Origin of the sequence: Mesorhizobium sp. C399B (genome assembly GCF_030323185.1) — a bacterium.
Taxonomy (GTDB): domain Bacteria; phylum Pseudomonadota; class Alphaproteobacteria; order Rhizobiales; family Rhizobiaceae; genus Mesorhizobium.
In genome coordinates, this window is the sequence record NZ_CP100472.1 from 6,461,104 (window position 1) to 6,480,414 (window position 19,311).

Consider the following 19,311-nt stretch of genomic DNA (forward strand, 5'->3'; position numbering starts at 1 on the left):
CTTGGTGACCGCGAGAGGGCGTTCACTTGGTCGAGGCGGGTGCTTCATTCTCTTTTCTGGCGGCAAACGAGGTCAGCGCCGACAGGAAATCGCCCATACCCGGCCGCCTGCCGGCAATGAAGGGCAGGGGCCGCGCCGTCTCCATGGCAGCAATGCCGATACGCGCCGTCATCATGCCGTTGACCACGCCTTCGCCGAGTTTCGCCGAAAGCCGTGCGGCAAGGCCATGGCCGACGATCTGCTGGACAAAGCTGTCGCCGACGGCGATCGAGCCGGTCACCGCCAGATGGGCAAGAACGCTGCGCGCCAGCCGGAAAAAGCCCAGCGTGCCCGGCCTGCCGCCGTAGAGTTCGGACAAGCGGCGGATCAGGCGCCCGGCCTCGAACACGACATAGGCAACGTCTACGAGTGCGCGGGGGCTGACGGCGGTGACCAGCGACACGCGTTTGGCTGCTTCGAGGATCATCACCTTGGCTCTCGCATCGAGCGGCCCGAGAATTTCGGTCTCGGCCAGTCGCACCAGATTGCCGCCATCGATGATCTCGCCGCGCAATTCGGCCAGGGAGCGCCTGCCGGCCGCGGTTTCGGGTTTCGCAGCGACAAAGGCCGAAAGCTCTTCGACGACGGCCCTTGCAGCCTTCGGATCGTCGCGGGCCACGGCATCGAGCGCCCGCTTTTGCAGTTTTTCGACCTCGGCCAGCCGGGCGATAGCCAGGAATTCGCGCACCAGCACGACTGCGAGGGCCAACACGGCAATTGCGGCCATTCCCGCTGCCAGCCACCCCAGCCACTCTGCGCGCTCGAACAGGTCGCGGATGAGCTGGTCGGTCCACAGGCCGACGGCGAGCGAAACCAGCACGCCGACCGCGCCGAAAAACAGGCTGGCAAACAGCGAGCGCCTGCGCGGCGCGGTCGCCGGCGGCGGTTCGGCGGCGACAATGTCCGGCTCATCGAAGACATCGATCTCGGCCGGCACGACGACGGTGCGCGGCTTGCGCGGCGGCTCGGCATGGGGGCTGCGCGTTTCCTGCTTCGGTTCGGCCTCCGGCTCGATGCGGAAAGCTGCCGGTCTGCGGGGCGCGGTCATGCCAGATGGTCTCCGATCAGGAACTGCAAGGCGCGGTCGAGCCTGATATGCGGCAGCGACAGCGTGACGCCTTCAGCGGTGCGTTCGAGCTTTGGCGGGCGAAAGCGCACGAAACGGATCGCCGGATCGTCGCTGCTCTGCCGGTGGTCGGCTTCCGAAACGTCGAAAACCGCATCAATTTTCTCCGGCAAGTCCCCGGGAAATATGGCGGTTTCGGCTTTACCATCAAAGGTTTCGCCGTTGATCTTCTCGCCCTTCAGCGGCGTGCCGATGATCACCGGCAGGGTGTCGCGGCCTTGCTTGACCGTGCCTTCGCGCGTCGCGCGCACCGCCGCCATGGCGACCACATCGACATCGGCGCCGGTGAAATTTGCCCGCGCCACGGCGCGGTCGGCAAGCCGCCGCACGATTGCCTGCAGCCGGTCATGGCTTTCGTGATGCAAATGGTCGGCCTTGGTCGCGGCAACCAGGATGCGGTCGATGCGGCGTGAAAACAGGTCGGTGAGGAAATTGCCTCGGCCAGGACGGAAACAGGAGAGGATTTCGGTCACCGCGCGTTCCAGGTCGGCCATCGCGCCGGGGCCGGCGTTCAACGCCTGCATGGCGTCGATCACCACGATCTGGCGGTCGAGGCGGGTGATGTGTTCGCGGAAGAACGGTTTCACCACATGCGTCTTGTAGGCCTCGTAGCGGCGCTCCATCATCGCTTGCAGCGAGCCGGAGCGCGGCCGTTTCTCACCCTTGAGCAGCAAGGGCGCGAAGGTCAGCGCCGGCGATCCCTCGAGGTCGCCAGGCATCAGGAAACGGCCGGGCGGCAAGGTCGAAAGCGCCCGCTCGTCGAGCTTGCAGGCCTTGAGGTAGGCGGCAAAACTCTCGGCGAGGCGCCGCGCCGTCATCTCGTCGGCTTCGGCATTGGGTTCGATCCTCGCCGACAGCGCCCGCCAGTCCTGCGACAGGTCGGCCCGCACCGGCAGCATCGCCATCTCGAACGCCTCGCGCGAAAAATCGGCGAAGGATTTGCCGAGCAGCGGCAGGTCGAGCAGCCATTCGCCGGGGTAGTCGACGATGTCGACCGACAATCGGCCGCTGGAAAACATCCGGTTCCAACCGGAGGCAGACTCATATTCGATGGTGAGCCTGAGTTCCGAAATGGCGCGCGTCGAGTCCGGCCAGACACGGTCGTTGACCAGGGCGGAGATATGGTCCTCGTACTGAAAACGCGGCACGGCATCGTCCGGCTGTTCCTCGAGGAAGGCGCGAGCGATCCGTCCCGACTTCTGCGCCTCGAACAGCGGCAGGCGCCCACCATGGATGAGATTGTGGACAAGGGCGGAGATGAACACTGTCTTGCCGGCGCGCGAAAGGCCGGTAACGCCCAGCCGAAGCGACGGCGAAAAAAGCCCGCTCGCACGCCCCGACAGCGTATCCAGGGCAATTCTCGCTTCGTCGGTGAAAGTGGTCAGCGATGATGCCAAAATCTGTTCTCTCGAGGCTTCCGTTCGCCCGATATAGGCTTTGCATCTCCAGTTTGAAATGGCGCCTGGACCTGGCCGGTTTCCGCTCAGAGATCGGCGGGCGTCAGGAAGGCTTCGAGATAGCCCGAACCTTGCGCGGCGTCGGTGAGGGTACCGTCGAAGCGCACGACCGCAAGGCCGGAGGTCGGGAAACCATGGTTCATGATGGCCCGCGCGGCCTCGTCGCCATCGCCCGAGACCGCCATGGCAAGGTCTTCCGTCATCGGATTGTGGCCGATGACCAGCAGCGAGCCGGGGCCGCCATTGCTGCGGATGATGGCGAGGTAGCCGGCGGCATCCTCGCTGTAGAGCGTGTCGAAGAACAGCACCCGGCCGGTATCGGTGTGGCCGGCGATGCCTTCCAGCGTCTGGCGCGCCCGCTTGGCGTTGGAGCAGAGCGTGATATCGGGGATGTAGTTGCGGGCACGCATCGCAGTCCCCATCATTTCGGCATCGGCAATGCCGGATGCGTCGAGCGGGCGATCGAAGTCGCGCACGCCGGGAAGGGCCCAGCCAGCCTTCGCATGCCTCAACAGATACAGTCTGCTCACCGGACCCCCAATGGTGTGCTGCCCACCAATGACACAACTGGATTAGCCACGAGAAAGGCCTGAGGCACAATGGGCGGCGACGCCCAAGCGCAGCGAATCATGTGCGAATTCGCCCGCGCCCTTGCTATGGAAGGCTTTGCTGAGGATCGCCCGCGCGGCATTAACAATTGCGTGAAACGCGCGCGGATTACGCTTGTGCAGCCTTCTCTGCGCGAATATATAGGCGCCAAATTTGGGGTTGTTGGGTGAGTCGAATGAACGATATCGTTACAGCCAATTACGTACCCTCCGAAGACGAGCCGTTCATGAACGAACGGCAGAAATCCTACTTTCGCCTGAAGCTCGTCACCTGGAAGACCGACATACTGCGCGAAGCGCGCGAAACCCTCGAAATCCTGCAGCAGGAAAACGCCAACCATCCCGATCTCGCCGATCGCGCTTCCTCGGAAACCGACCGCGCCATCGAGCTTCGGGCCCGCGACCGCCAGCGCAAGCTCATTTCAAAGATCGATTCGGCGCTGCAGCGCATCGATGAAGGCACATACGGCTATTGCGAGGAAACCGGCGAGCCGATCGCGCTGAAGCGGCTGGATGCGCGTCCGATCGCGACCTTGTCGATCGAAGCGCAGGAGCGCCACGAACGCCGCGAGAAGGTCTATCGCGACGATTGAGCCGCTGCCGTCAGGCAGGACTGTTTCATCAGAAATGGCCGGGTTTCCCGGCCATTTCTGTTTTTGGCCGAAGGGTTTAGTCCGCCCCCAAGTTAAAGCGCGTCGCGCTGAAACGGACGACACGCTTAAGCGGCGTTCGATCGGGAATCGGCAAGATGTGACGGTTCGCCGGGCTTTACCGTTTCTGGCTGGCGAGTTCGCCGAGCAGCTTGGTCATCTCGTCGTCGAGAGACTGCGGTGCCTTCGCAGCCGGCTTGCTTGCCGGTTTGGGGTGCGAATCGTCGAGCGAGACCTCGAGCTCCCGCATCAGGGTATCGTCGATGGACTCATGCTTCGGTGGCGGGGCCTGCCGGGCAGTATTGGCGGCGGAGCCATAGGCCGGCAGCGGTGTCACATTGCTCGCCTGGTAGATTTGAGCCGGTTTCGGCGCCGGCGCGGCCTGGCGCGGCGGAACGGCGGCTGGAGCAGCCCTTACCGGTTGCGGCGGTGGCGCCTGCCTTGCGGGCGCGGTGGGAGCGGGTTGTGCTGCGCGCGGCCGCGGCACCTGTTGCTGCTGGCCAACACCGCCATCGCCGGTCAATGCCGGACGGCGTGGCGCTGCAAGTCTGATATCGCGCTCGACGACAACGTCGGTCGGGCCGCCGATCAAAAGCAGGTGTTCGATGTCGTCGCGACGGATGAGCACCAGCCGGCGGTGGCTGTCGACCGCCGTCGCGTCCATGACCGCCAGCCGTGTCTTGCGGTTCCTGCCGCCGGCAACGAAGGTGCCGAAGGTCAGGTTGCGGACCAGCCTGATGATGATGAGCACGATGACCAGCAGGACAAGGGCAGCAAACGTCCACAGCAGCGCTGCGGCATATCCGGGACCCGCCACATTATCCAGCCACTGCATCGGTGCCCCCAATCGGCTTTTGAAGTGGAGGGACACTAGACCGTTGCGGCCAGCCACCGCAAGTTGCCTTCACGCTTCGTGAACAGCTTCAAAACACCGACGCGTCATTTTTATCCGACATTTGCCGCCAGGGCCTTTTCCGGATTAGGAGAATGTGATTCAACCGGCCGGGGGCGGTGTCGGACAACTCACGAGCAGGGGGCATATGGCCAGGGAAACGCGCGGCGATTTCTATCCGGTACCGATCGTCGATCAGAACACGCGGCCAGGCGCGGTTACCCGGCTCATCGTGTTCATCATCGTCCTGACCGGGGCCGCGATCGTTTTCGGCATTTTCCGCGAGCGTCTTGGCGATCCGTTCCTGCTCGGCATGCTGGGCGTGCTTGCCATGATCGGCGTCGGCTTCCTGTTCGCCACGGCCATCGGCTTCGTGCAGATCGCGCCGCGTTCGACCGGGGACGAACTGTCGAAGGCCTTCGTCGATTCGATGTCGCAGGGCCTGATCGTCACCGACACCAAGGGCCGCGTCGTCTACGCCAACCGGGCCTACGCCGAGATGACCGGTGCTGCGTCGGCCGCCGATCTGAAGACGGTCGAAGGCCTGCTTTCCGATGTCCCCGAAGCTTCGGTGACCATATACCGGCTGGCCTCGGGCTTGCGCGATGGCCAGGCCGGCGACGGTGAGTTCCGGCTAGCACAGTCGATCCGGCCGGGCGCCGAACCCGGCGCGCGCTGGTACCGGGCGCGGGCCCGGACCTTCAGCGTTCCCGGTCAGCGCCTGCCGATGCTTGCCTGGCAGCTTGCCGATATCTCGCAGGAACGGGCCGAGCAGGAGCGTTTCTTCCTCGACTTGCAGAAGGCCATCGACCATCTCGACCATGCGCCGGCCGGTTTCTTCTCGGCCGACCAGGAAGGCCGTGTCACCTACATCAACGCCACGCTCGCCGAATGGCTGGGCATCGATCTGGCGAGCTTCACCCCTGGCGCCGTGACACTCCCGGAAATCGTCGCCGGCGACGGCATGGCGCTGGTGCGCTCGGTCAAGGCCGATCCCGGCACCACCCGCAACGCCGTCCTCGATCTCGATCTTACGACGACGACCGGCGAGGCGCTGCCGGTGCGCTTTATGCATCGGGTCTCGGCCAGCCGCGAGGGGACCAACGGTCCCACCCGCACCATCGTGCTCAACCGCACCCAGGGCGAGGACGCATCGGCCGATCTTCGGGCTTCGGAGGTACGCTTCACTCGCTTCTTCAATTCGACGCCGATGGCCATTGCCGCCGTCGACAATGGCGGCCGCATCCTGCGCACCAACGCGCCGTTCCTGTCGCTGTTTTCCTCCGTCGTCGACGGCGACGCGGTTGACCGCCGCGTGCGGCTGGACACCGTGATCCATGAGCGCGACCGGCCGGCCTTTGCCGCCGCCTTCGAGAAGGCGCGGCTGAGGCAGGCCGACATCGAGCCGATCGACACGCTGCTGCCCGGCAATGAGGAGCGTCACATCCGCTTCTACGTCAACGCCGTCGCCGACGGCACCGGCGAGGGCGCCGAGGAATCGGCTATCGTCTATGCCGTCGAGACCACCGAGCAGAAGGCGCTCGAGGGCCAGATGGCGCAGAGCCAGAAGATGCAGGCGGTCGGACAGCTCGCCGGCGGCATCGCCCACGACTTCAACAATGTGCTGACCGCCATCATTATGGCGTCGGATCTTTTGCTGACCAATCACCGGCCGTCGGACCCGTCCTTCCCCGACATCATGAACATCAAGCAGAATGCCAACCGGGCGGCCTCGCTGGTGCGGCAGTTGCTCGCCTTCTCGCGCAAGCAGACATTGCGGCCGGAAGTGCTGAACCTGACCGACGTGCTTGCCGATCTCCGGATGCTGCTTGCCCGCCTGGTTGGCAACGAGATCAAGCTGAAGGTCGACCACGGCCGCGATTTGTGGCCGGTCAAGGTCGATATCGGCCAGTTCGAGCAGGTGGTGGTCAACCTGGCCGTCAACGCGCGCGACGCCATGCCGGCCGGCGGCGACCTCACCGTGCGCACCCGCAACGTCACCGCCGAACAATGCAAGAGCTTCTCCTACCGCGAGCTCACGCCTGCCGACTATGTCGTGGTCGAGGTCGAGGATAGCGGCTCGGGCATTGCCCCGGACGTGCTGAAGAAGATTTTTGAGCCGTTCTTCACCACCAAGGAAGTCGGCAAAGGCACCGGCCTTGGCCTGTCGATGGTCTATGGCATCATCAAGCAGACCGGCGGTTTCATCTTCTGCGATTCCGAAGTCGGCAAGGGTTCGACCTTCCGCATCTTCCTGCCGCGCCATATCGTGGAGGCGAAGAAGCCCGGCGACGTCAGCGAGGCGCCGGCTGCGCCGGTGAAAGCCGCCGACAGCGCCAAGGACCTGTCGGGCTCGGCCACTGTGCTCCTCGTCGAGGACGAAGACGCCGTGCGCATGGGCGGCTCGCGGGCGCTGACCTCGCGCGGCTATACCGTCCATGAGGCCTCCTCGGGCGTCGAGGCGCTGGAAGTCTTCGAGGCGCTCGGCGGCAAAGTCGATATCGTCGTGTCCGACGTGGTGATGCCGGAAATGGACGGACCGACGCTGCTCGGCGAACTGCGCAAGCGCCAGCCCGACATCAAGTTCGTCTTCGTGTCCGGCTATGCGGAAGACGCTTTCGCCAGAAACCTGCCGCCGGACGCGCAATTCGGCTTCCTGCCGAAGCCGTTCTCCCTCAAGCAGCTGGCCACCGTGGTCAAGGATGTGTTGGAGTCTTAGGGCGCCCTAATTCAAAGCTTGCGCAATGACGTGACGCTGCCATGATTGCAGGCGAAACGGGCGGCGGGTATTGGGGAGCATGTCGTGACGCCGCACAACGAGGCTGCCAGGGGCGACTATGCCGCAACGGTGCTGTTACCGGGCGATCCGCAACGCGCCGAGTGGATGGCAAAGACATTTCTTGAGGCACCGCGCTGCGTCAACCGCCGCCGGGGCGCACTCGGCTTCACTGGTCTCTATCGCGGCCGTCCCATCAGCATCCAGGCCACCGGCATCGGTGTCCCGTCTTTCCTGGTCTATGTGCATGAACTCCTGGATGTTCACGGCGTCAAAACGCTGATCCGCACAGGTACCTGCGGCGGCCTGACACCCCGCGTGCCGCTGCGCTCCTTGGTGATCTCGCAGTCGGTGCGCGCCGAAAGCGACCAAAGCGGCCAGGTCTTCGGCCTCTACGATGCTGCCGCCGGGCCCGATCCCGGCCTGTTCGCCCACGCTTTGGCCTGCGCCGCCCAGCTCGGCATCGACCACCAGGCCGGGCTGACCATCTGCAGCGATGTCTTCTACCACCCTGAAGGGCGCGACCGCTTTGCCGAAGCGCAGGCGCTTGGCGCTCTCGCTGTCGATATGGAAACCAGCGCACTCTACCGAATCGCGGCGCATTTCGGCGCCCGCGCGCTGTCGCTGCTGACCGTCGTCGACAACATCGTGACCGGCGAACAGACTGCCTATTCCGAACGTCAGGCGCTGTTCACCGATATGGCGCGGCTCGGGCTCGACGTTGCGGCGGAAGGCTAGCTTCCTCAGGCCGCTTCGCGCTTCGGCGTCAGCTCATCCATGTCTGGCCGGTGACCGCGCAGATAGAGCGCGCAGGTGGTACGCAGCATCGACGCGAAGTTGGGAATGGCGCCGTTGATCTCGATCGCCTCGTCATAGAGTTTTGAGATGAACTTCGGCGTCGTCAGGCCCTGGCTGTCGGCAATTTCGTCAAGCAGCGCCCAGAACGTTCCTTCAAGCTGGATACTCGTAGAGTGACCGTCGATGCGGATCGACCGGTTGATCTGTCGATAGCCTTCCGGATCCTGCCCGGCAAAAACCCTGCACATCCTTACCTCCCGATATTGTTGGTTTTGGGCGCAGCGTGTCGCGCCTTCAAGTTGTGGTTGTCCCTGCATGTTCGGCCTTGTGGGCCGAATCGGCAATCGGACTTTCGTCTTTAGGCGCAGGCATAGCAGCGATTGCAAATTTAGCCGTGGTAACCGGCTGCCACCACCTTTCGCGCGTGCCGCCCATAATCGCCTCCAACATGCAGCGGCGGAGACTGATTTGGCGAAGGCAATCCATTCCATGATCCGGGTTCTCCAAGAGGCCAGATCCGTCGATTTCTACAGAAACGCTTTCGGGCTCGACGTCGCCGACAGGCTGGATTTCGAGACATTCACGCTGATTTACCTTGCCAACGCCGAAACGGGGTTCGAGCTCGAACTCACCGTGAACAAGGGCCGCACCGAGCCTTATGGGCTTGGCGACGGTTACGGCCATCTGGCGGTCTCGGTGTCCGATCTCGACAGCGAACACGACCGGATCGGCGCGCTCGGCCTCAACCCCAAGAAGATCGTCGAATTCAACCGCGACGGATCGCTGATCGCCCGCTTTTTCTTCATCGAGGACCCCGACGGCTACAAGATCGAGGTTCTGCAGCGTGGAGGGCGCTTCCAGTAGGGGATTATCAGCCGCATTCAGCCGCGCGGCGCCAGCAACGGCGCTGTTCAAGGGCGCAAACAGCAAGCAGGGAGGAACAAATGGTCACGATCTATGACGCGAGGCTCTCACGTCGTGAACTTCTCAAACGCGGCGGCATCGGCGCGTTGCTCGTCATTTCCGGCAGCGCCGTCATCAGCCCTGAAAATGCCTGGGGGCTCGAGACATCGGCGCTCAAGCCCGAAACCATGGCGACGCTGATCCAGATGGCGCGCGACATCTATCCGCACGATCAGGTGCCCGACAAATACTACGCCATCGCCGTAAAAGGGCATGACGAGCAGGCCGGCAAGGACGCTGCCTACAAGATGATGATCGAAGACGGCATCGCCGACCTCGACAAGAAGTCGGGCGAGGGCGGCTATCGCGGCCTCGGCTGGGAGGAGCAGCGCGTCGCCGTGCTGCAGCAGATCGAGGCGACGCCGTTCTTCCAGTCCATCCGCGGCGGCCTCGTCGTCAGCCTCTACAACCAGCAGGAGGTGTGGCCGATCTTCGGCTACGAGGGCGAATCCTACTCCAAGGGCGGCTACATCGCGCGCGGTTTCGACGACATAGAGTGGCTCTGAGCCCTCCGTCGTTCTGAAACCCCGCAAACAGGAATTCATGGGAGGAAACCATGGCAGCTTCATTTGATCTCAACAACGATGGCGTGGTCGTGATCATCGGCTCCGGCGCCGGCGGCGGCACGCTCGGCAACGAACTCGCCCAGAAAGGCGTCGATGTCGTCATCCTCGAGGCCGGCGCGCGCCACGAATACGAGAATTTCATCAACGACGAGTGGGGTTCCTTCAGCCAGCTCGCCTGGACGGACAAGCGCACAACCTCAGGCGACTGGCGGGTGTCGAAGGATTTCCCCAATTTGCCGGCCTGGATCGTCAAATCGGTCGGCGGCTCGACCACGCACTGGGCCGGCGCCTCGCTGCGCTTCCAGGAGCATGAGTTCAGGACGCTCTCGACCTACGGCAAGCTGGAAGGCGCCAACCTGCTGGACTGGCCGGTCACATTGGCCGAGATGGAGCCGTACTACGCCAAGGCGGAAGCCAAGATGGGCGTCACCGGCACCAATGGCTGGCCGCGGCTGCCCGGCAACAACAACTTCAAGGTGCTCAAGGCCGGCGCCGACAAGCTCGGCTATAAGGAATGTCATACCGGCAACATGGCAATCAATTCGGTCGAGCGCGACGACCGCAACTCCTGCCAACAGACCGGCTTCTGCTTCCAGGGTTGCAAATGGGGCGCCAAATGGTCGACGCTCTACACCGAGATTCCCAAGGGTGAGGCGACCGGCCATCTCGAGGTCCGGCCAAACGCCATGGCGATCAAGATCAACCATGACGCTAGCGGAAAAGTGACCGGCGTCGTCTATGCCGACAAGGACGGCAATCTGCAGGAGCAGAAGGCCCGCATCGTCGCCGTCGCCGGCAACTCGATCGAAAGCCCGCGCCTGCTGCTGAACTCCGAGTCAGCGAAGTTTCCGCAAGGGCTTGCCAATTCGTCGGGGCAGGTCGGCAAGAACTACATGCGCCACACCACCGGTTCGGTCTACGCCATCTTCGACCAACCGGTGCATATGTATCGCGGCACCACCATGGCCGGCATTATCCGCGACGAGGCGCGGCACGATCCCTCACGCGGCTTTGTCGGCGGCTATGAATTCGAGACGCTGTCGCTCGGCTTGCCCTTCATGGCCGCCTTCCTCAATCCCGGCGGCTGGGGCCGTTCCTTCACCACCGCGCTCGACCACTATGATCACATGGCTGGCCTGTGGATCGTCGGCGAGGACATGCCGCGCGCGGAAAACCGCGTCACGCTGCACAAGGACGAGAAGGACGCGCACGGCATGCCGATCGCCGACGTGCATTTCGATGATCATCCCAACGACACGGCGATGCGCAATCATGCCTACAAGCAGGCCACAGCGCTTTACGATGCGGTCGGCGCGACGCGCTCCTTCCCGACGCCGCCCTATCCCTCAACCCACAATCTCGGCACCAACCGGATGAGCGAAAAGGCGGAAGACGGCGTCGTCAACAAGCACGGCCAGGCGCACGACATCAAGAACCTGTTCGTGTCGGACGGCAGCCAGTTCACGACCGGTGCGGCTGAAAATCCGACGCTGACGATCGTGTCGCTGGCTATCCGCCAGGCCGAATACATCGCTTCGCAAATGTCGGCCAAGACGATCTGAGCCGTCCTCCCGGATCGCTACGCGGAACGCGCATGGCGCGTTCCGCCTTTTTCACTAGGACTCACTATGCGCCGACCGGCTGTCCGTCCCTGCGGCGGATGGCGACGACGGAAGGTCGCGGCAACTGGCCGTCTTTGAAATCGGGCCATAGCGTCTGCACCTTGTCGAGCGTCTCGGCATCTTCCGCAGGGTGCTGCACCGACAGGAACAAAGTCGTGCCGTCCGGCGTGAAGCACGGGCCGGTCGCTTCGGCGCCGTGCGGGCAGGTGAACAGCAGCTTCGGCAGGCCGCGCGCCGCACCTTCGGTGTCGACGCCATAGACGCCGTCCGGCAGGTCGAAATCATTGGCGCCGTCCGTCGCCACCCACAGCCGCCCCGCCGGGTCGAAGGTGATGTTGTCGGGGCAGACGAACCAGCCATTGTCCGACGTATCCGGATGAAAAGTAGCGCCGACCTTGGCATCTTTCGGGTTGCCGCAGAGCACGAACAGGTCCCAGGCATAGTTTTCGGCCGTGTGGTCGGCGTCCGCGCCGCGGCCGCCAGGCGGGATCAGTTCGACAATATGGCCCCAGAGATTTTCCGGCCGCGTGTTGGCCGGATTGACCTTCGACTGGTCGCGCTTCTTGTTCTTGGTCATCACCGCATAGACGCGGCCGGTCACCGGATTGGTCTCGATGTCCTCTGGCCGGTCCATCGGCGTGGCGCCGAGCGCATCTGCCGCAAACCGCGTCTTCAACAGCACCTCGGCCTGGTCGGCAAAACCGTTCTCGGCGGTAAGCTTGCCCTGGCCGTGCACCAGCGGCAGCCACGTCATCGAGCCATCGGCATCGAAGCGGGCGACCGACAGAACGCCATCGTCGAGCAGATCGGCGCCGGAGCCCGGGTTGGCCTTGTCATAGGCCTTGGCCGAGACGAAGCGGTACATGTATTCGAAATAGTCGTCGTCACCCATATAGACGACAACGCGGCCGTCCTTGTTGAGGACCACGGTCGAGGCCTCATGCGACATGCGGCCAAGTGCCGTGCGCTTCACCGGCCTGGACTTAGGATCGTAAGGGTCGATCTCGACCACCCAGTCGAAGCGGTTGGCCTCGTTCGGTTCCTTGTCGAGGTTGAAGCGGTCATGGAAGCGGCCGCGGCCATAGATATCGGAGCCGTCGAAGCCGTAACGGTCCAGAAGCTCGGCGGTCGGCGCCTTCTTCGGGTCGCCGCCGAAAATGTCGGACACGCCTTCCTCGCAGGTCAGCACCGTGCCCCACGGGGTAACACCGCCGCTGCAATTATAGCTGGTGCCGAGCACTTTCGTGCCAGTCGCGTCGGCCGAGGTTTTCATCAGCGCATGGCCCGCAACCGGTCCGGAAACGGTCATTTCGGTGTTGGCGGTGATGCGGCGGTTGAGCGGGCTGTCCGCCACGGTTTCCCACGTGCCGTCCTTTACCTGCACCTCGAGGATCGAATGGCCCATCGCGGCCATGCCGAGATCGACCTGTTCCCTGGTCATCGTCTTGCCGGCATCGCCCTCGGTCATCCCCGGAAACATCACATTGGGCGAGATGTATTCGTTGTTGACGCAGAGCAGGCCATGATCGGAATTCACCGTGCCCTTGGGCAGCGGCATGAAGGCGATGTAGTCGCAATTGTAGCCGAAGCGCTTTTCCTGTTCCTCCGCCGCGACCTTGTTGCCGTCGAATTCGGCGAGGCCGGCTGCAAGCGGGTCGCCCCAGCGCGCGACGATGGTCGTCTCATAGCCTTCGGCGGCGGCATGGGTCTTGCCGTAGACCCGTTTCAGCTCGGGAAAGCCGAGCGTCGACTGCGCTGTGGCGGCATGCGTTTCGCCGGCAAACAAGGAGCCGACAAAGCTGCCGCCGGCAATCAGCGCGCCGGAGGCGAGGCTGCCTTTCAAAAGAGACCGGCGCGAGACGCGCTCGGCGATGATTTCGCGGATGACGGGGGAGGATGAAGACGGTGCATTGGCCATGGTGTCTGCCTCTCAGGGTGGATGTTACGGCGCACCGTTGCCCCTAGTCTGCTTAGGCAACATTCACATGACATAAGAGGAAGGTTTTGCCGCAACTGGGCGCGGCACTACGCATCGCTCAGCCCTTGGTGCAGGTCGAGGCGGTGAAGGCGCCGTCGGGCTGCTTCAGAATGATGTCGAATGACGGGGCGGTCTCGCCGTCCAGTGTTGCCTGTGTCATGGAGACGGAGTTGCCACCGGTGGTATAGCCGCCCAGCGGCCCGAGCCAGGTGATCTCGCCATTGGCGTTCATCTGATAGTTGTAGCCTTGCGTCGCGGTGCCGAATGTCACCGGACCACTATAGACATTGCCCTTGATAGTGATGTCGCCGAGGTTGAGGAAGGCGCCGAGCAAATAGACCTCGCAATGATAGGTGCCGTCCGGAAGCTTGCCCTCGCTGAAATCGGCGCGCGCGGCGCCGCTCGTTGCCATCAGCAGCAGGATGCCGGAAATGCATGAGGTGCGAGATGTCATGACGTCACTCTTTTGAAGGGCGAGCTTGCCCTATTTTTGCGCGGTACCGCAACATTGTTAGCCCGGAACACACGGCCGGAGATCAAAAACTAGGCATTTGTCTCAATTGGGCAAAAATTAGGCAAAAGCCATGTGCGCTGCGCAAATTTGCCTCAATCAATTTTCGCCGGCTACCACTGTTTTCTCGAGGCTAATATACCAACCGGCTGATAACGCTCGGCTATTCCATCTTCGTGAGCGGCGCCTTTGCGTTTGGCACGGCAGTTGCATTGCATTATCGCGGTGCAATCAAACAGCTTGGGAGTCTTCGGTATGAGGGGTAATTTCTCCACAATAACAAAAATGTTTTCGGCCGGCGTGGTCGCCGCCGGCCTGTCGATGTCGTCTCCGGCCCAGGCCGCCGAAGACACGATCAAGGTCGGCATTCTGCATTCGCTGTCGGGGACCATGGCGATTTCGGAGACGACGCTGAAAGACGCCATGCTGATGCTCATCGAAGAGCAGAATGCCAAGGGCGGTCTGCTCGGCAAGAAGCTCGAGGCGGTCGTTGTCGATCCGGCCTCCAACTGGCCGCTCTTTGCCGAAAAGGCGCGCGAGCTGATCTCGAAGGACAAGGTCGCCGCCGTGTTCGGCTGCTGGACCTCGGTGTCGCGCAAATCGGTGTTGCCGGTGTTCTCGGAACTCGACAACATCCTGTTCTACCCCGTCCAGTATGAGGGCGAGGAAAGCGAGCGCAACGTGTTCTACACCGGCGCCGCCCCGAACCAGCAGGCGATTCCTGCCGTCGATTATCTCATGAGCGAGGACGGTGGCTCGGTGAAGCGCTGGGTGCTGGAAGGCACCGACTACGTCTATCCCCGAACCACCAACAAAATCCTCGAGGCCTATCTGAAGGCCAAGGGCGTCGCCGCCGAAGACATCATGGTCAACTACACGCCGTTCGGCTTCTCCGACTGGCAGACCGAAGTCTCCGCAATCAAGAAATTCGGCTCGGCCGGCAAGAAGACCGCCGTCGTCTCGACCGTCAATGGCGACGCCAACGTTCCGTTCTACAAGGAACTCGGCAACCAGGGCATCAAGGCCGAGGACATCCCGGTCATGGCCTTTTCGGTCGGTGAGGAAGAACTGGCCGGTCTCGATACCGCGCCGCTGGTCGGCCATCTCGCTGCCTGGAACTATTTCGAGAGCGTCGACACACCCGAAAACAAGAAGTTCATCGCCGACTGGCACAAGTTCATCAAGAATGACAAGCGCACCACCAACGACCCGATGGAAGCTCACTATATCGGCTTCAACATGTGGGTGAAGGCGGTCGAAAAGGCCGGCACCACCGATCCCGACAAGGTCATCGACGCCATGGTCGGCGTGTCCGTGCCGAACCTCACCGGCGGCTATTCGACCATGATGCCGAACCATCACATCACCAAGCCGGTGCTGATCGGCGAGATCCAGGCCGACGGCCAGTTCGAGACCGTGTCGCAGACGCCCGGCCTCGTGATGGGCGACGAATGGTCCGACTATCTGCCCGATTCCAAGGACCTGATTTCGGATTGGCGCGCGCCTCTGTCCTGCGGCAACTTCAACGTTGCCACCGGCAAATGCGGCGGCAAGGGCACGAACTGATCCCTCCCGGGACCGACCGATCGTGGACGCGTCCACGATCGGTACCGCCAAGCGTCCGGGCGCTTCAGCCCGCCCGGACGCGGAATTTCCCCACAGAAGAGTATCTGAACGGATGATCCTGTTGCGCACTCTCGGCCTCATGCTGGTGTTCCTGGTGGCAAGCCTATTGCCGTCGAACGCAGCCGAAGCCGATCTGCGCGCCATCGTCGCCAAATTCGCCACGGGCACGGGCTTTGCCGCCACTGAGGCCGTCGTGCGCGAACTTGCCGCCACCGGCGATCCGCTGGTCGAGCGCCCGCTTGCAGCGCTCGCCGAAGGCAACCTTTACATCCGTAAAGCCGATTCAGCCGTCTTCGTCGGCAGTGAGGCCGCCGACAGCGTCACGCTGCTCGACCCGCTGAGTGGCGAGAAAGCCGGCGACGCCCCCAAGGCCGACATCACGAAGATCAAGGTCAACAACACGCTGCGTCGTGTCATCCGAGATGCACTGGGAACGCTGACGTTGCGCGCGAAAGATCCTTCTGTCCGCATCGCCGCCGCCGACACCATGTTCAAGACCCCCGATGCCGCCAATATCGAGCCGCTCGATGCAGCCATCGCCGCCGAGACCGACGCCAAGGTCAAGGCATTGTTCGAACAGGCGCGCGCGGCATCGGTGCTGGTCTCCGACAAGCCGGAGGCCGACAAGCTTGCCGCCATTGCCCTGATCGGCGCGCGCGGCGACCGCGACGCGGTCTCGCTGCTCACCGCGGTCGAGGCCAATGCGCAAGGCGCGGTCAAGGATGCCGCGACGGCGGCAATCGCCAGCATCAATTCGAGCCTGGCGCTGTGGGATGCCGGCCAGAACATATGGTACGGCATCTCGCTTGGCTCGGTGCTGCTGCTGGCCGCCATCGGCCTCGCCATCACCTTCGGCGTCATGGGCGTCATCAACATGGCGCATGGCGAGATGGTGATGCTCGGCGCCTACACCACCTTCGTCGTCCAGCAGGTGATCCGAACCTCATTCCCCGGCCTGTTCGACTGGTCGCTGGTGATCGCGCTGCCGCTCGCCTTCCTGGTTGCCGCTTCCGTCGGCCTGATCATCGAGCGCGGCGTCATCCGTTTCCTCTACGGCCGGCCGCTGGAAACGCTGCTCGCAACCTGGGGCGTCTCGCTTGTCCTGCAGCAGGCGGTGCGCTCGATCTTCGGACCGACCAACCAGGAGGTCGGCAACCCCTCCTGGATGTCGGGATCGTTCGATGTCGGCCAACTCGCCGTCACCTGGAACCGCCTCTGGATCCTGGTCTTCGCGCTCACCGTCTTCGGCGTGCTGCTCTTTGTTATGAAGCGCACGCCCTGGGGCCTTCAGATGCGCGCCGTCACCGCCAACCGCCGCATGGCCGCCTCGATGGGCATCAGGACGCCTTGGGTCGATGCGCTGACCTTTGCGCTCGGCTCCGGCATTGCCGGCATTGCCGGCGTCGCGCTCAGCCAGATCGACAATGTCTCGCCCAATCTCGGCCGCGGCTACATCATCGACAGCTTCATGGTCGTGGTCTTCGGCGGCGTCGGCAATCTCTGGGGCACGCTGGTCGGCGCCTTCTCGCTCGGCATCGTCAACAAGGTTCTCGAACCCTATGCTGGCGCGGTGCTCGGCAAGATCGTCGTGCTGGTGCTGATCATCCTGTTCATCCAGAAGCGCCCGCGCGGCCTGTTCGCGCTCAAGGGCAGGGCGGTGGAAACATGATCACGGGACGCTTCTTCGCCGCGGGTGCCGACCGTCGCATCGCCATCACTATTTTCATCCTGCTGACGGCCGCCATTATCGTGCCGCTGCTCAACCTCGCAGTGTCGCCGCAAAGCGCGTTCTATATTCCGTCCTACATCGTCGCGTTGACGGGCAAGTACCTCTGCTATGCATTGCTTGCCTTGGCGCTCGATCTCGTCTGGGGCTATTGCGGCATCCTCTCGCTCGGCCATGGCGCCTTCTTCGCCCTCGGCGGCTATGCGATGGGCATGTACCTCATGCGCCAGATCGGCTCGCGCGGCGTTTACGGCAATCCGATCCTGCCCGATTTCATGGTGTTCCTGAACTACAAGGAATTGCCCTGGTTCTGGACCGGTTTCGACCACTTCTGGTTCGCCGCCATCATGGTGCTGGCGGTGCCCGGCCTGCTCGCCTTCGTCTTCGGCTGGTTCGCCTTTCGCAGCCGCGTCACCGGCGTCTATCTCTCCATCATCACCCAGGCGATGACCTACGCGCTGCTGCTCGCCTTCTTCCGCAACGACATGGGTTTCGGCGGCAACAACGGCTTGACCGATTTCAAGGATATTCTGGGTTTCAACGTGCAGGCCGACGCCACCCGCTCGGCCCTGTTTGCCGCCAGCGCCATCATACTCGCGCTCGCCGTCTTCATCACCTGGGCGATCGTCGGCTCCAAATACGGCAAGCTGCTAATGGCGGTGCGCGACGCCGAGAGCCGCACCCGCTTCCTCGGCTGGCGGGCGGAGAACGTGAAGCTGTTTGCCTTCACCGTCTCGGCTGTCATGGCCGGCATCGCCGGCGCGCTCTATGTGCCGCAGGTCGGTATCATCAATCCCGGCGAATTCGAGCCGTCCAATTCCATCGAAGTCGTGATCTGGGCAGCCGTCGGTGGGCGCGGCACCATTGTCGGCCCGATCGTCGGCGCGCTGCTGGTCAACGCCGGCAAATCCTGGTTCACCGGCCTGCTGCCGGAGTTCTGGCTGTTTGCGCTCGGCGGCCTGTTCGTCGCCGTAACCCTGTTCCTGCCCAAGGGCATCGTCGGCATGTGGGATTCCTGGCGCGGTAACGCTCGGGCGATGCGGGCTGCAGCGATTGCAGAGGAAGCGGGCACAGACCCTGATGCCGCGCCGCCATTGAAGATCGTGCGCAGCGCAGCAACAACGCCCGGTGCCTGGTCCGCGTCCGGGCCTGAACCGCAGCCGGCGGAATAGAGCGATGTCGAAGTCCAACACCATCCTCTATCTCGACGGCGTCTCGGTCTCCTTCGACGGTTTCCGCGCCATCAACAATCTGTCGCTGGTGCTCGACAAGGGCGAGATGCGCGCCATCATCGGTCCCAACGGCGCCGGCAAGACGACGATGATGGACATCGTCACCGGCAAGACCCGGCCCGACGAGGGCGAAGTGTTCTTCGACGGCCAGGTCGATCTGACCCGGCACGACGAGGCGGAGATCGCCATGATGGGCATCGGCCGCAAATTCCAGAAGCCGACCGTCTTCGAAAGCCACAGCGTCGAAGACAATCTGATGCTGGCGCTGAAGGGCCCGCGCTCGATCTTTCCGGCGCTGTTCCATCGCCGCTCGGCCGCCGAAGCCAGACAGATCGACGACATCCTCGGCATCATCCGGCTGGGCGACAAGCGCCACGATCTGGCAGCCAATCTCAGCCATGGCCAGAAACAGTGGCTGGAGATCGGCATGCTGCTGGCGCAGGACCCGAAGCTGCTTTTGGTTGACGAGCCGGTCGCAGGGATGACCGATGCCGAGACCGAGGAAACCGCGCGGCTGCTCAAGGACATAGCGCGCGACCATTCGGTCATCGTCGTCGAGCACGACATGCATTTCGTGCGCGAACTCGGCGTCAAGGTCACCTGCCTGCATGAGGGCTCGGTGCTGTCGGAAGGCTCGCTCGATTTCGTCTCGGCCGACGAGCGGGTCGTCGAAGTTTATCTCGGGAGATGAGCATGGTCTGGCGGGTGCAATTCCATCGCTTCGACTTTTCGTTCCTCCGC

General features: G+C 63.3%; 18 protein-coding genes. 11 read left to right on the forward strand and 7 right to left on the reverse strand.

Going from position 1 to position 19,311, the window contains the following annotated elements:
- Positions 1-22 precede the first annotated feature (22 nt).
- The 3 genes from NLY36_RS30975 to NLY36_RS30985 all read right to left on the reverse strand — a co-directional run bounded on the left by NLY36_RS30975 (position 23) and on the right by NLY36_RS30985 (position 3,152).
- Positions 23-1,087: a YcjF family protein gene (locus NLY36_RS30975; protein WP_023693368.1), complete on the reverse strand. Its 1,065-nt coding sequence runs from the start codon at positions 1,085-1,087 to the stop codon at positions 23-25.
- Positions 1,084-2,562: a YcjX family GTP-binding protein gene (locus NLY36_RS30980; RefSeq protein ID WP_023673493.1), complete on the reverse strand. Its 1,479-nt coding sequence runs from the start codon at positions 2,560-2,562 to the stop codon at positions 1,084-1,086. The genes NLY36_RS30975 and NLY36_RS30980 overlap by 4 nt, the downstream gene beginning before the upstream one ends.
- An 86-nt stretch (positions 2,563-2,648) precedes the next feature.
- Positions 2,649-3,152, reverse strand: coding sequence for a SixA phosphatase family protein (locus NLY36_RS30985; protein ID WP_023696494.1), 504 nt, complete (start codon positions 3,150-3,152; stop codon positions 2,649-2,651).
- 69 nt (positions 3,153-3,221) lie between these two features.
- Between NLY36_RS30985 and NLY36_RS30990 the strand changes: the two genes are divergently transcribed.
- On the forward strand, positions 3,222-3,401 hold the full coding sequence (locus tag NLY36_RS30990) for a hypothetical protein (RefSeq protein ID WP_023696495.1): 180 nt from the start codon (positions 3,222-3,224) through the stop codon (positions 3,399-3,401).
- A gap of 5 nt (positions 3,402-3,406) precedes the next feature.
- On the forward strand, positions 3,407-3,823 hold the full coding sequence (gene dksA / locus NLY36_RS30995) for an RNA polymerase-binding protein DksA (protein ID WP_023673491.1): 417 nt from the start codon (positions 3,407-3,409) through the stop codon (positions 3,821-3,823).
- 175 nt (positions 3,824-3,998) lie between these two features.
- On the opposite strand, the gene NLY36_RS31000 is transcribed toward dksA, so the two are convergent.
- The gene (locus NLY36_RS31000; RefSeq protein ID WP_023736552.1) at positions 3,999-4,715 is read right to left on the reverse strand and encodes a flagellar biosynthetic protein FliO; all 717 of its coding nucleotides are present in this window, start codon (positions 4,713-4,715) and stop codon (positions 3,999-4,001) included.
- A gap of 205 nt (positions 4,716-4,920) precedes the next feature.
- On the opposite strand from NLY36_RS31000, the gene cckA reads away from it, so the two are divergent.
- Together cckA and NLY36_RS31010 are read left to right on the forward strand one after the other, a co-directional pair.
- Positions 4,921-7,491: a cell cycle histidine kinase CckA gene (cckA, locus tag NLY36_RS31005; RefSeq protein WP_023736553.1), complete on the forward strand. Its 2,571-nt coding sequence runs from the start codon at positions 4,921-4,923 to the stop codon at positions 7,489-7,491.
- A gap of 84 nt (positions 7,492-7,575) precedes the next feature.
- On the forward strand, positions 7,576-8,286 hold the full coding sequence (locus NLY36_RS31010) for a purine-nucleoside phosphorylase (RefSeq protein ID WP_023736554.1): 711 nt from the start codon (positions 7,576-7,578) through the stop codon (positions 8,284-8,286).
- Between the two features lie 5 nt (positions 8,287-8,291).
- On the opposite strand, the gene NLY36_RS31015 is transcribed toward NLY36_RS31010, so the two are convergent.
- Positions 8,292-8,594 (reverse strand): ribbon-helix-helix domain-containing protein, encoded by a 303-nt coding sequence (locus NLY36_RS31015; RefSeq protein WP_023670924.1) that lies wholly within the window; start codon positions 8,592-8,594, stop codon positions 8,292-8,294.
- A gap of 220 nt (positions 8,595-8,814) precedes the next feature.
- Between NLY36_RS31015 and NLY36_RS31020 the strand changes: the two genes are divergently transcribed.
- The 3 genes from NLY36_RS31020 (at position 8,815) to NLY36_RS31030 (ending at position 11,437) form a co-directional block, all read left to right on the forward strand.
- Positions 8,815-9,210: a VOC family protein gene (locus NLY36_RS31020; RefSeq protein ID WP_023684616.1), complete on the forward strand. Its 396-nt coding sequence runs from the start codon at positions 8,815-8,817 to the stop codon at positions 9,208-9,210.
- Positions 9,211-9,290: 80 nt separating this feature from the next.
- Positions 9,291-9,815, forward strand: coding sequence for a twin-arginine translocation pathway signal (locus NLY36_RS31025; RefSeq protein WP_023696497.1), 525 nt, complete (start codon positions 9,291-9,293; stop codon positions 9,813-9,815).
- 50 nt (positions 9,816-9,865) lie between these two features.
- Positions 9,866-11,437 (forward strand): GMC family oxidoreductase, encoded by a 1,572-nt coding sequence (locus NLY36_RS31030; protein ID WP_023696498.1) that lies wholly within the window; start codon positions 9,866-9,868, stop codon positions 11,435-11,437.
- Between the two features lie 64 nt (positions 11,438-11,501).
- Here NLY36_RS31030 and NLY36_RS31035 read toward each other — a convergent pair whose 3' ends face one another.
- A complete protein-coding gene (locus NLY36_RS31035) occupies positions 11,502-13,415 on the reverse strand; it encodes a PhoX family protein (protein ID WP_031201594.1) in 1,914 nt (637 codons plus the stop codon).
- Positions 13,416-13,533: 118 nt separating this feature from the next.
- Positions 13,534-13,929: a hypothetical protein gene (locus tag NLY36_RS31040; RefSeq protein WP_023688644.1), complete on the reverse strand. Its 396-nt coding sequence runs from the start codon at positions 13,927-13,929 to the stop codon at positions 13,534-13,536.
- A gap of 312 nt (positions 13,930-14,241) precedes the next feature.
- Here NLY36_RS31040 and urtA point away from each other — a divergent pair, with 312 nt between their 5' ends.
- The 4 genes from urtA (at position 14,242) to urtD (ending at position 19,261) form a co-directional block, all read left to right on the forward strand.
- Positions 14,242-15,552 (forward strand): urea ABC transporter substrate-binding protein, encoded by a 1,311-nt coding sequence (gene urtA / locus NLY36_RS31045; protein WP_023688643.1) that lies wholly within the window; start codon positions 14,242-14,244, stop codon positions 15,550-15,552.
- Positions 15,553-15,664: 112 nt separating this feature from the next.
- Complete coding sequence (gene urtB, locus NLY36_RS31050) at positions 15,665-17,281, forward strand: urea ABC transporter permease subunit UrtB (protein WP_023684622.1); 1,617 nt, start codon at positions 15,665-15,667, stop codon at positions 17,279-17,281.
- Entirely contained in the window at positions 17,278-18,510 is a 1,233-nt protein-coding gene (gene urtC / locus NLY36_RS31055; RefSeq protein ID WP_023688641.1) for an urea ABC transporter permease subunit UrtC, read from the forward strand. Before urtB ends, urtC begins: the two co-directional genes overlap by 4 nt.
- A 4-nt stretch (positions 18,511-18,514) precedes the next feature.
- Positions 18,515-19,261, forward strand: a complete 747-nt coding sequence (gene urtD, locus NLY36_RS31060; RefSeq protein ID WP_023696501.1) for an urea ABC transporter ATP-binding protein UrtD — start codon at positions 18,515-18,517, stop codon at positions 19,259-19,261.
- Positions 19,262-19,311 lie beyond the last annotated feature (50 nt).

Excerpts from the sequence above, each read along its gene's own strand:
- urtA (WP_023688643.1), top strand. The coding sequence starts at position 14,242 with ATGAGGGGTAATTTCTCCACAATAACAAAAATGTTTTCGGCCGGCGTG.
- NLY36_RS30990 (WP_023696495.1), top strand. The coding sequence starts at position 3,222 with ATGGGCGGCGACGCCCAAGCGCAGCGAATCATGTGCGAATTCGCCCGC.
- NLY36_RS31030 (WP_023696498.1), top strand. The coding sequence starts at position 9,866 with ATGGCAGCTTCATTTGATCTCAACAACGATGGCGTGGTCGTGATCATC.
- dksA (WP_023673491.1), top strand. The coding sequence starts at position 3,407 with ATGAACGATATCGTTACAGCCAATTACGTACCCTCCGAAGACGAGCCG.
- urtD (WP_023696501.1), top strand. The coding sequence starts at position 18,515 with ATGTCGAAGTCCAACACCATCCTCTATCTCGACGGCGTCTCGGTCTCC.
- cckA (WP_023736553.1), top strand. The coding sequence starts at position 4,921 with ATGGCCAGGGAAACGCGCGGCGATTTCTATCCGGTACCGATCGTCGAT.
- NLY36_RS31035 (WP_031201594.1), bottom strand. The coding sequence starts at position 13,415 with ATGGCCAATGCACCGTCTTCATCCTCCCCCGTCATCCGCGAAATCATC.
- NLY36_RS31000 (WP_023736552.1), bottom strand. The coding sequence starts at position 4,715 with ATGCAGTGGCTGGATAATGTGGCGGGTCCCGGATATGCCGCAGCGCTG.
- NLY36_RS30975 (WP_023693368.1), bottom strand. The coding sequence starts at position 1,087 with ATGACCGCGCCCCGCAGACCGGCAGCTTTCCGCATCGAGCCGGAGGCC.
- urtB (WP_023684622.1), top strand. The coding sequence starts at position 15,665 with ATGATCCTGTTGCGCACTCTCGGCCTCATGCTGGTGTTCCTGGTGGCA.
- NLY36_RS31015 (WP_023670924.1), bottom strand. The coding sequence starts at position 8,594 with ATGTGCAGGGTTTTTGCCGGGCAGGATCCGGAAGGCTATCGACAGATC.
- NLY36_RS31040 (WP_023688644.1), bottom strand. The coding sequence starts at position 13,929 with ATGACATCTCGCACCTCATGCATTTCCGGCATCCTGCTGCTGATGGCA.
- NLY36_RS31025 (WP_023696497.1), top strand. The coding sequence starts at position 9,291 with ATGGTCACGATCTATGACGCGAGGCTCTCACGTCGTGAACTTCTCAAA.
- urtC (WP_023688641.1), top strand. The coding sequence starts at position 17,278 with ATGATCACGGGACGCTTCTTCGCCGCGGGTGCCGACCGTCGCATCGCC.